Source organism: Ruegeria sp. CH10 (assembly GCF_056537125.1).
The window spans coordinates 18,905-32,500 of the sequence record NZ_JBQFQY010000007.1 but is presented as its reverse complement, the minus strand read 5'-3'; the positions used below and the strand labels follow the sequence as shown (position 1 = coordinate 32,500).

General features: G+C 62.5%; 10 protein-coding genes. 2 read left to right on the top strand and 8 right to left on the bottom strand.

Annotated elements, in window-relative coordinates:
• The first annotated feature begins 38 nt into the window (after window positions 1–38).
• Complete coding sequence (locus ACRZ94_RS17885) at window positions 39–743, top strand: lysophospholipid acyltransferase family protein (protein WP_480797971.1); 705 nt, start codon at window positions 39–41, stop codon at window positions 741–743.
• Here the strand turns inward: ACRZ94_RS17885 and ACRZ94_RS17880 are convergent.
• The 5 genes from ACRZ94_RS17880 to ACRZ94_RS17860 form a co-directional block, all read right to left on the bottom strand.
• On the bottom strand, window positions 740–985 hold the full coding sequence (locus ACRZ94_RS17880; protein WP_480797970.1) for a MoaD/ThiS family protein: 246 nt from the start codon (window positions 983–985) through the stop codon (window positions 740–742). The genes ACRZ94_RS17885 and ACRZ94_RS17880 overlap by 4 nt on opposite strands.
• Window positions 978–3,233, bottom strand: coding sequence for a xanthine dehydrogenase family protein molybdopterin-binding subunit (locus tag ACRZ94_RS17875; RefSeq protein WP_480655806.1), 2,256 nt, complete (start codon window positions 3,231–3,233; stop codon window positions 978–980). The genes ACRZ94_RS17880 and ACRZ94_RS17875 overlap by 8 nt, the downstream gene beginning before the upstream one ends.
• A complete protein-coding gene (locus tag ACRZ94_RS17870; RefSeq protein WP_480797969.1) occupies window positions 3,233–3,712 on the bottom strand; it encodes a (2Fe-2S)-binding protein in 480 nt (159 codons plus the stop codon). The genes ACRZ94_RS17875 and ACRZ94_RS17870 overlap by 1 nt, the downstream gene beginning before the upstream one ends.
• On the bottom strand, window positions 3,709–4,575 hold the full coding sequence (locus ACRZ94_RS17865; RefSeq protein WP_480655802.1) for an FAD binding domain-containing protein: 867 nt from the start codon (window positions 4,573–4,575) through the stop codon (window positions 3,709–3,711). Before ACRZ94_RS17865 ends, ACRZ94_RS17870 begins: the two co-directional genes overlap by 4 nt.
• Before the next feature lie 128 nt (window positions 4,576–4,703).
• Window positions 4,704–7,916, bottom strand: a complete 3,213-nt coding sequence (locus ACRZ94_RS17860) for a reductive dehalogenase (protein WP_480655800.1) — start codon at window positions 7,914–7,916, stop codon at window positions 4,704–4,706.
• Window positions 7,917–7,993: 77 nt separating this feature from the next.
• Here ACRZ94_RS17860 and ACRZ94_RS17855 point away from each other — a divergent pair, with 77 nt between their 5' ends.
• Window positions 7,994–8,896, top strand: a complete 903-nt coding sequence (locus tag ACRZ94_RS17855) for a LysR family transcriptional regulator (protein ID WP_480655798.1) — start codon at window positions 7,994–7,996, stop codon at window positions 8,894–8,896.
• A 10-nt stretch (window positions 8,897–8,906) separates the two neighbouring features.
• On the opposite strand, the gene ACRZ94_RS17850 is transcribed toward ACRZ94_RS17855, so the two are convergent.
• Genes ACRZ94_RS17850 through ACRZ94_RS17840 form a run of 3 tightly spaced genes read right to left on the bottom strand, consistent with a single transcriptional unit; the run spans window position 8,907 to window position 13,441 of the window.
• Window positions 8,907–10,178, bottom strand: a complete 1,272-nt coding sequence (locus ACRZ94_RS17850) for an NAD(P)/FAD-dependent oxidoreductase (protein WP_480655796.1) — start codon at window positions 10,176–10,178, stop codon at window positions 8,907–8,909.
• Between the two features lie 39 nt (window positions 10,179–10,217).
• Window positions 10,218–11,252 carry an ACP S-malonyltransferase gene (locus ACRZ94_RS17845; protein WP_480655795.1) on the bottom strand — a complete coding sequence of 345 codons (1,035 nt, stop codon included), beginning with the start codon at window positions 11,250–11,252 and terminating at the stop codon, window positions 10,218–10,220.
• The gene (locus ACRZ94_RS17840) at window positions 11,249–13,441 is read right to left on the bottom strand and encodes a dehydrogenase E1 component subunit alpha/beta (RefSeq protein WP_480797968.1); all 2,193 of its coding nucleotides are present in this window, start codon (window positions 13,439–13,441) and stop codon (window positions 11,249–11,251) included. The genes ACRZ94_RS17845 and ACRZ94_RS17840 overlap by 4 nt, the downstream gene beginning before the upstream one ends.
• Between the last annotated feature and the right edge of the window lie 155 nt (window positions 13,442–13,596).

The window sequence follows — 13,596 nt, the reverse complement described above, 5'->3', positions numbered from 1 at the left end:
TATAAGACACATTTTGCCCGTAACAAGGACATCAACCTGTGAGTATCCGAAAAAAGATCGCCGACAGCGAAGCCGTCCTGAACTGGGCGGCGCGGCGCATTGCGGGCTATATCCGGCTGGTCAACCGCAATACTGACTGGCAGCGCATCGGTTACGAAGAGCTGGATCAACTGGCCGAACAGGGCGAGCCGGTCATCGTCGTGCTGTGGCATCAAAGACTGGCGCAATCGCCTTATTTCTTTCCGCTGGACAAAGGGCGCATCTGCTCGATCACCTCGTCTGCGCGGGCCGGCAGCATGGTGGGCCGGGTGCAAAAGCTGTTTGGCATGGACACGATTGCCATGACCAGCAAACACTCGAACAACATTGCCGTGTCGCGCGAAGTGATCAGCAAAATGAAACAGGGGATTTCCATCGGCATCGCTGCCGATGGCCCGCGTGGCCCCGAGCGGGTGCTGTCCACGGTTCCTCTGGTCTGGGCACGCACGTCGGGCAAGCGGGTGTTCGGGATCACCTATTCCGCGCAACATGGCCGCGAGGCGGGCACATGGGATCGCTTGCTGATGCCCCGCCCCTGGCGCAACAAGGGCGTGTTCATCTGCCGGGAATGGACGGAAACCGTGCCCCGCAAAGCCTCGGACGAGCAGATCGAAGACCTGCGCGTTAGCCTTGAGAAACATATGAACGACATCACGGCCGAGGCCGACCGCATGGTCGGGCGCGCGCCCTGGTCGCCCTCTTAACCGCCCCTGAGACGCTGCATCAGGTAGATTTCGCTGCCTTCGGGGATGGGCTCGGTCAGGCCGGTGGCAATGACCCTGCCATCGATGGCGATTGAAACACCTGCATCAATCGGCGCCTGCAGTTGGGGATGCACACGCACCAGTTCACGCAGAAGTTCGCCGGTGGTCTTGGCCTCAACCTCGACCACCTGCTGGCCCCCGGTCAGAGACCGGAGACCGGACCAGAGGTGGACCTCAACCATTGTCCTTGAGCGCCGCCAGAATGCGCGGCGGGGACATCGGCAGTTGCTTCATGCGCACGCCTGCTGCATTGGACACCGCGTTGGCGATGGCCGCCAGTGGGGGCACAATGCCGGTCTCGCCGACGCCGCGCACACCAAACGGGTGGCCGGGGTTGGGCACTTCGACAATCACCGTGTCGATCATTGGCAGATCGCTGGCAACGGGAATCCGGTAGTCCAGGAAGATCGAGTTCTGCAACCGACCATCCTCACCATAGATGTATTCCTCGTTCAGCGCCCAGCCGATGCCTTGCGCGGCACCGCCCTGATACTGACCTTCGACATAGGTCGGGTGGATTGCCTTACCTGCGTCCTGAATGACCGTGTAGCGGGTGATGCTGGTCTTGCCGGTTTCGGGGTCGACCTCGGCGTCGACGATATGGGTGCCAAAGGACACGCCCGCGCCTTCGGGCGTCGCCTCGAAATGGCCCGAGATCGGACCGCCGGTGCGTCCCATATCGGCTGTGATATCCGCCAGCGGCACAGGGTCGAAATCGCCCGCATTGGGGCCCGAAGGCACTGCACAGCCGTTTTCCCATTTCACCGCATCCACCGGGATACCCCACTTGTTCGCGGCACGTTCGCACAGCTTTTCGACCGCGTGTTTGGCCGCCTTGATGGTCGCCAGACCGCTTGCATAGGTCACGCGGCTGCCATGGCTGACATCGTTGTAGCCCAGTGTCGCAGTATCGGCGATGGTCACGCGGATGTTCTCATAGGGAATGCCCAGAACCTCAGCCGCCATCAGCGCCATCGACGCGCGCGAGCCGCCGATGTCGGGGGTGCCGACCATCAACTGTGCCGAGCCGTCCTCGGACAGGGCCAATGACACACTGGTCTCACCGCCATGGTTGAACCAGAAGCCGCAGGAAATGCCGCGCCCCTGCCCCGGTTTCAACGGTGCCGAATAGTGCGGGTGTGCCTTGGCGGCCTCAAGGGTTTCGACAAGGCCGATACGTTCGAAGGTCGGGCCATAGCTGGCTTTGGTGCCTTCATGTGCCGCATTTTTCAGGCGTACATCCAGCGGATCTAGGCCCAACTGCTTGCAAAGCTCATCAATCACCGATTCAACCGCAAAGGCCCCCATCGGCGCGCCCGGCGCACGGTATGCGGCCTGTTTCGGGCGGTTGGCCATTACATCATAGCCGATCTGCTTGACGTGTTTCAGGTTATACGCCGCAAAAGCACACATCGAGGTCATGTCACACGGCGCACCGGGGAACGCACCGCCCTGCAGGCGGAACTCACCCCGTGCGGCTGTGATCGTGCCATCTTTTTTCATGCCAATCTTGATGTCCATCGACGCCGAGGCGGTCGGGCCGGTCGCCCGGAACACCTCGGACCGGGTCATCACGACCTTGACCGGACGGTTGGCCTTACGGCTCAGTGCCAGTGCAACCGGTTCAATGAACACCGTGGTCTTGCCACCGAATCCGCCACCAATCTCGGATGCCGTCACGCGCAGTTGCGAGGTCTCGATCCCCAGCAGCGCGGCACAGGTTTTCTGCGCGATCCAGTGGCCTTGGGTGGTGCACCACAGCTCACCCTTGCCGTCATTGCCCAACATGCCCAGACAGGCGTGGGGCTCGATATAGCCCTGATGGGTGGCTTCGGTGACAAAGCTGTCCTCAAGGACCAGATCCGCCTCGGCAAAGCCTGCCTCGACATCGCCGTGACCGCTTTCGTGATAGCGCACAACGTTCGGGTGCATCCCCTCAGGCACAGAATAATCCGCCGCGCCTTCGCGAATGATAGGCGCATCCGGGGCCATCGCCTTGTCCACATCGGTGACGTGGGGCAGCACCTCGTATTCCACTTCGATCAGTTTCAGCGCATCGCGCGCAGCCAGCGCCGATGTCGCCGCAACCGCAGCCACGGCATGCCCGTCATACAGGGCTTTTTCACCCGCCATGACGTTTTCCAGCACGTTCCAGAATTCGCCTTCCAGACCGGGCTTGAACGGCACCTCGGCGAAATCCGCACGGGTCACGACGGCTTTGACGTCCTTGTGTGCCTCGGCTTTTGATGCGTCGATCTTGACGATCCGCGCATGGGCATGGGGCGAGCGCAGGATTGCGCCGTGCAGCATACCGGGTGCCGACATATCGGCGCCGAACTTGGCGCGGCCCGTGACCTTGTCCAGACCGTCGGGGCGGTTCGGACGGGTGCCAACAAAGGTGAAGTCTGATTTACGATCGTCCAGAGCCATTATGACGCCTCCCGCAGTTCTTCGGCCGTTTCCATGACGGCGCGAATGATCTTGTCATAGCCCGTGCAGCGGCACAGGTTGCCCGCCAGCCAATACCGGGTTTCTTCCTCGGTCGGGGTGGGGTTCTTCTCCAGCAGCGACTTGGCCGCCACCAGAATACCCGGGGTGCAGATGCCGCATTGCAGGGCGGCATGTTCGATGAATTTCTGCTGCAACGGGTGCAGAACATCGCCATCGGCGATACCCTCGACGGTTTCGATGGTCTTGCCGTCCGCCTCAATGCCCAGCATCAGGCAGGAACAAACCAGACGCCCATCGACGGTGACCGAGCACGCGCCGCAATCGCCGGTGCCGCAGCCCTCTTTCGCGCCGGTCAGGTGCAGCTTGTCGCGCAGACAGTCCAGCAGGGTTTCGCGCGGGTCGCAGAGGTAATCAACCGCGTCCCCGTTTACTGTGGTGGATACGTGGAGCTTGCTCATGCTTTTTCTCCCTTGGCGCGGGCATAGGCGATCTTCGCGGCGCGCTTGGCCAGAACGCCAGCGACCTCGGTGCGGAATGCGATCGTGCCGCGTTTGTCGTCAATTGGGTTGCAGGCGGCTGAAGCCGCAGCGGCCAGCGCATCCAGCGCCGCGTCGTCCAGCGTGCTGCCGATGATGGCCTTGGCGCAGTCGTCGACCAGCAGGACAGTGGGCGCGACCGCGCCCAGCGAGACGCGCGCCTCGGTCACGGTGTCACCGTCCAGACGCAGGCTGACGCCGACGCCGACCACGGCGATGTCCATTTCCGTGCGCGGAATGAATCGCAGATATGCGTCGCCCGCGTTGTCCCCGCGCGCGGGGATGTTCACGGCCGAGATCACCTCACCCTTGGCCAGCGAGGTTCTGCCGGGGCCGGTTGGGATGTCTTCAACGGCCACCTCGCGGGTGCCATCGGGGCCTGTGACCGTGACGGTTACGCCCGCCGCAACCATCGCAGGCACCGAATCCGCCGCCGGAGAGCCATTGCACAGGTTGCCGGTCAGCGTCGCTCGGCCCTGCACCTGGGTCGATCCGATCAGGTCCATCGCTTCGACCACGCCGGGCCAGTCGCGGCCCAGATCGGGGTGTTCGCTCATTTCAGCGCCGGTGGCAGCGACGCCCAGCGTCCAGCTGCCATCACCGTTTCGAGTGATGTCGCTGACACCGTCGATCTTTTTGATGTCGATCAGCGTATCGGGCGTGACCAGGTCCGAGCGCAGCTGCACCAGAACATCCGTTCCACCCGCCAGAAAGCGGGTAACGCCCGTTGCATTTGCAGCCAGAGCCGACGCCTCGGCGAAACTGGCGGGGCTGTGATAATCCATGAAAATACCTCGCACCTGTTGATCAGGATTCACTGGGTTCGCCGGAGACGTTAGTGCAGCCGCGCCCCGGCGTCCATGGCCCGAGCGACCAATTTTCGCGATTCAGAATGTCGTTTTCCGACCCCGGATCAAAGGTCGATCTCAACCACACCATCCGGCCGCGCGGCGCGGCTTTGACACAGAATGATAGCGCTCTCGCGTTGTTTGTTGGACAAAACGAAATCGCGGTGCTCGATGTCGCCCGAGATGACACCGCATTTGCACACGCCGCAGATGCCGTCGGCGCATTTCACATCCACGTGAATGCCCGCCTCATTCAGCACCTGCGCGGCGTCCTTGTCCGCCGGAACGGTCAAATCTCGACCCGACTTCGCCAACCTCAAGGTAAAGGCGTGATTTTCATATTCGGGCTGTTCGGGGACCGAGAAGTATTCCAGATGCCGCGCCTCCTCAGGGAAACCCTGACGGCTCGCCGCCTGCATCACGCCATCCATGAACCGGTCTGGCCCGCAGGTATAGACGTGCCAGCCCTCGCGGTAGCCCGACAGGACCGCATCCAGATCGGCCCGCGTACCTTCGTCCGAGAAATGATAGTGCACGCGATCCGCCCAGGGCATGGCCGCCAGATCATCCAGATACCCGGCCCCGGCGCGGGTACTGGCGGAATAGTGAAGCTCGAACGGTTTGCCCAAGGCATGCAAACGGTGCGCAAAGGCAATCATCGGTGTGACGCCGATGCCGCCGCCCATAAGGAAGGTCTTTGTGGCCGTTTCGTCCAATTCGAAATGGTTGATCGGCTTCGAGATAAAGACCTTGCGCCCCTCGTTGAAAATCCGGTGCAACAGGGCCGAACCGCCGCGCCCCTCATCCTCGCGCAGGACGCCGATCTGATAAGCTGCACGGTCCGCAGGGTTGCCGGACATGGAGTATTGCCGCAGAAATTCCGGCGCGACCAGCACGTCCAGATGCGCGCCTGCGGTCCATTCGGGCAAGGGGGAGCCGTCCAGCGTCGCGAATTCATACTTGGTCACATCGGCGGTCATCTTGTCGACCTTGGTCAGTTCCACCCGCATCACCGGCGCGTCGCCCGCGATGGTATAGCGGTGGATCACCGACAAATCGCCCGCCGCCTTGCGGGCCTTGTATTCGTCGGCTGAGACCATGGCCTGATACGCCGCGATCCCGGCCTCTCGGTCCATGGCGAAGGGATAAGGCCATGGATGCGGGGCCAGATAGGCAGGGTAAACGGCCAGCGTCTGGTCCTCATACTTCAGGTCCAGATCGGTTTGCAGATCGCGCCGGTTCAGCGGATGGTCGGTCGGGCGATAGGCGCCGTCGGATTGCAGCTCCAGGTCCCACCACCACTTCTTGACGTCGTTCAGCCCGCCATTTCCCACAGCGTCGTCCAGCCGCGCCAGCGCAGGCGCGGCTTTGGGGATATTCATCGCGACCCAGCGGAAGGGGCGTTCCTTGAAGATGCCCTCAAGGTTCCAAGGACAGGTCTTCATGCACCGCCCACACATCGCCCCACCCGGGGTGGTCACACGGTAGGTGGCGCATTTCTGACTGTCAGATTTCCAGATTTCATAGCCGTTGAACATCAGTTTCGGCCCGGCCGTGATCGCACCCGAAGGGCACTCGCGGGCGCATTTGTTGCAGCTTTCGCAGAACGTCTGCAGACCGAAATCAATCGGCTTGTCATGGGCCATCGGCATATCGGTCGTCACCGCGCCGGATTTCAGGCGGGGGCCGAGATAAGGGTTCAGGATGACCTCTCCGATCCGGCTAACCTCACCCAGCCCCGACAGCAGCAAAAGGGGCGGTTGCAGGACCTCACCATCCATCACCGTATGCGCGCGGGCCTTGTAGCCCAGATTGCGGATTTGCTGCGCAATCACCCCGCCCAGCAGCGAGAACCGCAGGTAAGCGCGCATGGATTGCGCCACGCTGATCCAGTCATCGCCGCTGGCGCCCTCCATCGTTTCATACCCCTGATCGATGATCATGCTGATGGCCTGATCGTGGGGCGGCGTGATCTCTTCGCCGGTCGCATCATGCGAATACCACGCCCATTCGGGGCATCGGCTGAGGCCCACCGCGTCGACCCCCAGAAAATAGGTCGCCGCCTTAATATTCGCGGCATTGCGTGCCGCATCGGTGGGCGGCGCGGTGTCGGCGCTTTCCCCATCCTGCAACAGAACAAACGCGCCCAGCGCGCGGCGTTGGGCCGTACTGGGTGCCGCCTTGCGCACATAGTAGCCGCCCTTGGCCGCGTCCTGCAGGGGCTTGCCCATATCCCCGAACTGCGCCCGCGCGAACATGTCGGCGCGTTTGGGCACGCGGGCGACGTTATCCTCGTCGATATAGGTGGTAGGCGTCTCAACCCGCTTGAGGTTTTCGAACGGATGCGCCCCGTCCACATAGCGCCTTTTGGCATAGGCGTCGCGATTCAGGGCGTTCTTGGCAAACCCCGCCCCCAGCCACCACGCGGGGCCTTGGGTGCGAAACCACGGCTGTTGTGCCATAGGCAGCAGGGGTTGATCATGGGCGATCTGCATCTCGGTCGTCACAGCGGCCAGCCCGAACCGTTTGCCCAGCCATGGGGCGACAACCTCACCCTCCTCGACGGAACACAGCCCCGCCGCGACGGCGAGCTTGCCCAGATCAACTTCGGACGACATCACCGTATGCGCCCGCGCATCATATCCCAGAATGCGGAGATAATTGGCGATCACCACCGCGTTCTCGGTCGCCAACAGACAGGCACGGTGGTCCTGCGCGTCGATGATCCAGTCCGCGCCCGGCTCATCCGGGTCGGGGTCCCGGTTGTGTTCATAGAGTAAAACAATAGCGTGGCGGTGGCTGTCCATGGCGCGCGGCGTGGCCTCCATGCTTTCCTTCAAATCGGCCATGATCAGGTCAATGCCCGAGGCCAGCGTCTTGGTCTGCCGTGTCTTCAGCGCATAGGCCAGACGGTCGATATCTGGGTTGCGCCGGGGCTCTGGCAACAGCGCCTCGGACGGCAGCGGGCCACAGCCGATCATCGAAGCATCATTGAAATAGCCAAACGCCTTGAGGTGATTGGCGCGCTCGGTCAGATCGGCCGGAATGTCCGAGCGCACAGGATTCACGAATCCATCGCGGATCGTGTCCATCATCGCCTGAAACTCTCCCATCGCGTTTACGATACTCTCGGGTCGGTCAGGGCGGCGAAAGCTGAGCGATGGCATCGGAGAAACCGCAGACAAATCGGGCATCCGGCTTTGCCGTGCCAACCGCTCTGACGGGTACTGCCCCATATGAACCGGGCGGTTCTTGTCCGAGAAAAAGCGGATCCCCATCGCGTGCCTCCTGCTTGCTGAGGATGCATCTATTCCGCCATGGACTGCAAATCCATTCATGAATAGTCATACACGGTATGAGCAATATTGATTTCACCGATCTGGACGGCAAAGTCCTGCGGGTCTTTCTGACCATTCTTGAGGAAAGCTCGGTCTCAAAGGCCGCGGACCGGCTGGGTGTGACGCAATCGGCGATCAGCCACACCCTTGCCAAGCTGCGACAGGTGCTGGGTGATCCGCTTTTCGTGCGGTCAGGCCATGGGCTGACCCCAACCGAACGCGCCCTTTCGCTGAAAGAGCCGGTGCAGCGCGTGCTGGACGGGATGCGTGCCCTGACCGATGATCGCCCCTTTGATCCGCTGGCCGAAAAGATCAGCCTCCAGATCGCCACCAACGACATGCCACGCGAGCTGATCTTTCCGCCCCTGCTGCGCGCCCTGCGGTCCGAGGGGGTCAGGCTGCGGCTGGGCTTTATCCCCTCGGGCGTCCCGGACCCTGACCTTCTGCGCAGTGATCGCTGTCAATTGATGCTGACCCCTCTGCCGCCTGACGGGCCGGACATTTTCCAGAAACGCCTGTTGGTCAGCCCACTAATGATCTTTTACGACGCCACGCGGCGCACCCCACCCGACAGCTGGCAAACCTATTGCGAAACCGAACATGTCGAGGTGCGTTTCACCGATGGCCGAAGTTCCCGCGCCGTGATGCGCGGCGTGGATCAGAGCCAGATCAGACCGCCCACCGTGACCCTGCCGCATTTCAACGCGATCCCGAGTTTTGTTAAAGGCAGTGATTTGATTTCGACCGATACGGCCCTGATGAAACGCGGACCTCTGGCGGCGCTGGACTGCGCGCCCCTGCCCTTCGACTGCGCGCCGGTCTCGATCTACATGGTCTGGCACCAACGGTCGACCAATGACCCCGCCCACCGCTGGTTACGCAACCGGATCGAGGGCATCGCCGCAACGCTGCAAGGCTAAACGCGCAGGATCAGAACCGCGCTTTGACGAAATGGGTCAGGGCCGCGCCAGTTTCGAAATAGGCCCGGCGAAGGCCGGTCCAGCTTTCGCGATAGTCCGGCACAGCCGGAACCGGCAACAGCGCCGGGTCGTCTTGCAGCAGGCTGTGCGCCATCTGGCGGCCGAACACGGTGCCCGGCCCGATCCCGCGCCCGGAAAATCCATGCGCCGACAGGGCATTGGGACCGATCTGCGTGATCTTTGGCAGGTGGTCTGCGGTCATGGCAATCCGTCCATGCCACCCCTGCGCCAGCGGCTGATCCGAGAGCTGTGGGAACAACGAGGCCAGTTTTCGCCTGATCCACCCGATATGAGCCGCACGGCCCAGATGCTCCAGATCGCCCATGGCACCCAGGATCATCCTGCCCTGCGCATCCAATCGGAACGAGGTCATGATCAGGCCCGTATCCCAGCCGCCCTCGCCCCCCGGCAGGATCGTTGCGCGCAGGTTGTCGGACAAGGGCGCGGTCGCGAACTGGAAATAATAGACCGGCACATAAGCGGGGGCTGTTCCCTGCAACCCCTGATGATACGCGTTCGTGGCTTGTACGATGTATTTCGCACGTACTGTTGCCTGATCGGTTTTCAACGTCCAGACGCCGTCGTGGTATGTCAGCGACTGCACCGGAGTATTGGTGGCGATCCGGGCCCCCAACTGCCCAGCGGCGCGGGCCAGGCCCCGGACATAGCCAAGCGGCTGGATCGTGCCTGCGCGCGGATCGAACAAAGCGCCGTGGAAGGTGCCGCTGCCCGTGCGCTGCGCGGCTTGCTGGGCCGAGAGCAGCGTGACCGGGGCACCGGACGCTTTTAGCTGTGCGTGGCGGTTTTCAAGGTCCTGCAATCCCTTGGCGGAATGCGCACAGTGCAGGGTTCCATTGCGCACCGGATCGCATTGAATGTCATGCGCCTCGATCAGATCGAACACATCACCGGGCGCGGCGGCCAAAAGGGCCGTCAGGCGATCCCCGTCCTTGTCGCCGAGATATTTGCGGATATCCGCCGGAGGCAACCACAGTCCGGCATTGGCAAACCCCACATTTCGACCAGACCCACCATGCCCGATTTCCTGCGCTTCCAGCAAACAGACCGCCGCTCCGGCCTGAGCGGCGGTCAGCGCGGTCGAGCAACCCGTATAGCCGCCGCCAATCACCGCCAGATCAACAGTCAGGTCCTCGGACAAAGGCTGGCTGTCGACATGCTCGGCACAGGTTTGCAGCCAAAGGGAGTGGTTCAGGTCGTTCACGCAAGGCTCCTCGATTTTGCGCGGATCATCGGGGCGGTCTCAGCCGGTTGCAAGCGCCCTTTGATCGTCACGGCCCATGGCGATCAAAAACGGCTGTGCGTCCTGTTGGGTCTGAAACGCCGCTTTGTCAGACATCCCCTTCCAATCGGCCAGAACCAGCGATTGCGCCACAGCCCCGCCCAGGGTCGCCCCCGGCCCGGTCACGATGAACAGGTCCGGCGCAAATTCCCGCGCGGCGGTCTGGATGGCGCGGGTGAAATCGTAAGCCTCAGTCACCTGATGGCCCAGAGTATAGTCCCACAGCGCCTGCGTATCCGTCGCGCCCGGCCACCAGATTTTACCCCGCCCATCGATCAGAGGGCGCGCGGGCTGGCCAAACATCTCTGCCCCAAGCCGCTTGCGCCCCTCAGCGGCGACGGGCGCCTGCAAATTGGTATGAAACGCCGCATGGTTGGGCAGCCGCATGGGGAACCGATCCTGTATCTTGGGATGGGCGTCCTCAAAGGCCAGCAGACCCGTATCATTTCCCGCCAGAACCAGCATCCCGCCCAGATCGATCGACAGGGCCAGATCACACCCGTCTGATGCGTTGATGCGTGCCACATCTGCTATCAGCTCGGCCTTGTGCGCGGGATCGTTCTTCCAATCCTCACCCACAAAGGGATAGACCAGCTGGCCGCCGATCAGCTGCTCTTGCATCAGCGTGCCCATCGTATTCACCACGCGGAACCCGTTCTCGGGCGATAGGGCACCCCCGGTGGCCAACGCAATGTACCACCCCATCGAGTTACCGGTGACGGCGACCACCTCAATATCTTCGGCCAGCGCCTGCGCATCGGCCAGAGACGCTGCATAGATCAGCGGAGAGGCCACATCGCCGCGCGAATACGTACTGACCGTAAACCGGCTGGCCCCGTCCAGAGCGGTGACTGTCTCTTGCCCGGCCGCCGCGCGCACGGCATCGAAGCTTTGAAACAGGTCCATGCGCTGTGCGTGGTGGCGATGCAGATAGCCCAGCTCGGGCTTGTTATAGGTGCCCCGTCCGGGGCAGATCACAACAGCGGTGCGGGTCATGCGCGGCATCCGATCAGGTTCAGGGCGGCGGCCACGATGCCGTCCTTCGACGGCAGCGGCGCGGCATAGGCCGGCCCCGTGGCGATAAAGCAATCCTCAGCCGCAACGCGCGCGATTGGGGTGGCGGGACTTTCTTCGACGAAGAAAGTCATCAGCGCCTCGGACTGACTGCCCGTGCGGCGGCATTCGTCAACAACCAAAACATGTGCACATGTTTTGGTGGCCGCGCGCAGGGCCTCGACCGGCAAGGGCGCAAGCCAGCGCATATCGATGATGCGGGTCTTGATGCCCGCCGCCTCCAGCTCGGGCAGCGCCTGTTTCGACAGGTAATGCCCGTTGCCATAGGTCACGATGGCCAGATCCGTGCCGTCCCCATGCACGCCGACCTCGCCCAGCGCGATGCGTTGATCAGGCGACGGATAGGTCGTCATCCACCCGCCATCCTGCGCCCCATGCAAATCCCGCATCGGGTAAAGCGCGATGGGTTCCAGAAACACCACCACCCGCTGCTCCTCACGCGCCAGCCGGACGCATTCCCGCATCATCTGCGCCGCATCCGCACCTGTGGATGGGCAGGCAATGATCACACCCGGGATATCGCGCAGCACGGCCAGCGAGTTGTCGTTGTGGAAATGCCCGCCAAACCCCTTCTGATAACCCAGCCCCGCAATCCGCAGCACCATCGGGTTAGAAAACTGCCCGTTCGAGAAAAACGGCAATGTCGCCGCCTCGCCCCGGATCTGGTCCTCGGCATTGTGCAGATAGGCGAGGAACTGGATCTCGGGGATCGGAACAAACCCGTTATGTCCCATACCAATCGCCAGACCCAGAATCGACTGTTCGTCCAGCAGAGTGTCGATCACCCGATCCGGGCCAAAGCGCTGCTGCAGCTTCTGGGTGACGCCATAAACGCCGCCCTTGCGGCCCACATCCTCGCCCATACAGACGATCTCGCCATGTTCCAGCATCAGATCGGTCAGCGCCCAGTTGATCAGGCGGCTCATGGGCTGCGGGTCGTCCATCGCCCGCATGTCTCCGCCGAACGCCTTGGCCCGCGCCTCGGCACTGGGGCCGTTGGTGGGTTTGCAGGGGCGTTTCGGCGGAATCAGGCTAGCCACAACTTCCTCGGCATTGGCCAGATGCGGACGTGTCGCCGCCTCGGCCGCGATGCGGTCGGTCCGGGCGCAGGTGTCCTTATAAATCTGCAACGCCGCTGTGGGTGACAATGCGCCAGCCTGATCCAACAATCGCACCGAATGCAGCAGCGGATCCTTCGCCTCATCCGCCTCAACCTCGGCTTTGGAGAGATACGTGGTCGGCACATCCGCGCCTGCATGTCCGTAAAGACGGACAGTTTTCAGATGCAAAAAGGCAGGTTTACGGCGGGTTCGCACGTAGTCGGCGGCCTCTTGCGCCACCGCGTAGGTCTCATAAATGTCCAAACCATTGGCCTGAAAATACTTGATCCCCGGACGATGTTCCATGGATGCCTGTATCCAGCCTTTGGGCGTTTTGACCGAGATACCGATCCCGTTATCTTCACACACAAACAACAGCGGTAGCGGTGTCGACTGCACGCTGGTCCAGCCCGCGGTATTGATCGCGCCCTGTGCGGTAGAATGATTGGCCGAGGCATCCCCAAAGGAACACATGGCAATCCCGTCCTCGGGCAATTCGCGATGCTCAGGGGCGCGCCGCCGGGCAGCCCCCAGCGAATAGGCCGCGCCAACTGCCTTGGGCAGATGGCTGGCGATGGTCGAGGTCTGCGGCGGAATCGTCAACGCCTTGGACCCCAGCACCTTGTGCCGCCCGCCCGAGGTCGGGTCTTCGCTGGAGCAGGCAAAGCTCAGCAACATGTCCCAGGCGATCTGCTGGCCGGGCACCTGTTCGGACCGGGCGATCTGGAACGCCGCGTCCCGGTAGTGCAGAAACGCAATATCGGTCGGGCGCAGCGCGTGGGCCACCGCCGCCATTCCCTCATGCCCCGACGAGCCGATCGTATAGAACCCCTGCCCGGCCTTCTGCATCGCACGGCTGGTCCGGTCCAGCGCCCGGCTGAGGACCTGCGACCGGAACAGCGACACCGCATCGGCATTGCTAAGCCCCGGTCGCGGGGCAGCGCCTTCGGGCAACGTACCCTCGGCCACCCGTGTCAGAAAATTTTCGTGAACGATCTGGGCGCGATCCATAGTCTGTTTCCCGATTTTCTCGTGATCTCAGTTCGTCGGCTGTATCCGGGGTAACACATGGCGTCAAAGTGGGTCACCCAAAAGAAAGGCCTGCACGTATATCGGTCTGGCGCAGGGTAAATGCCAGTGATATTCCATCCGAAAGGTATGAGGAT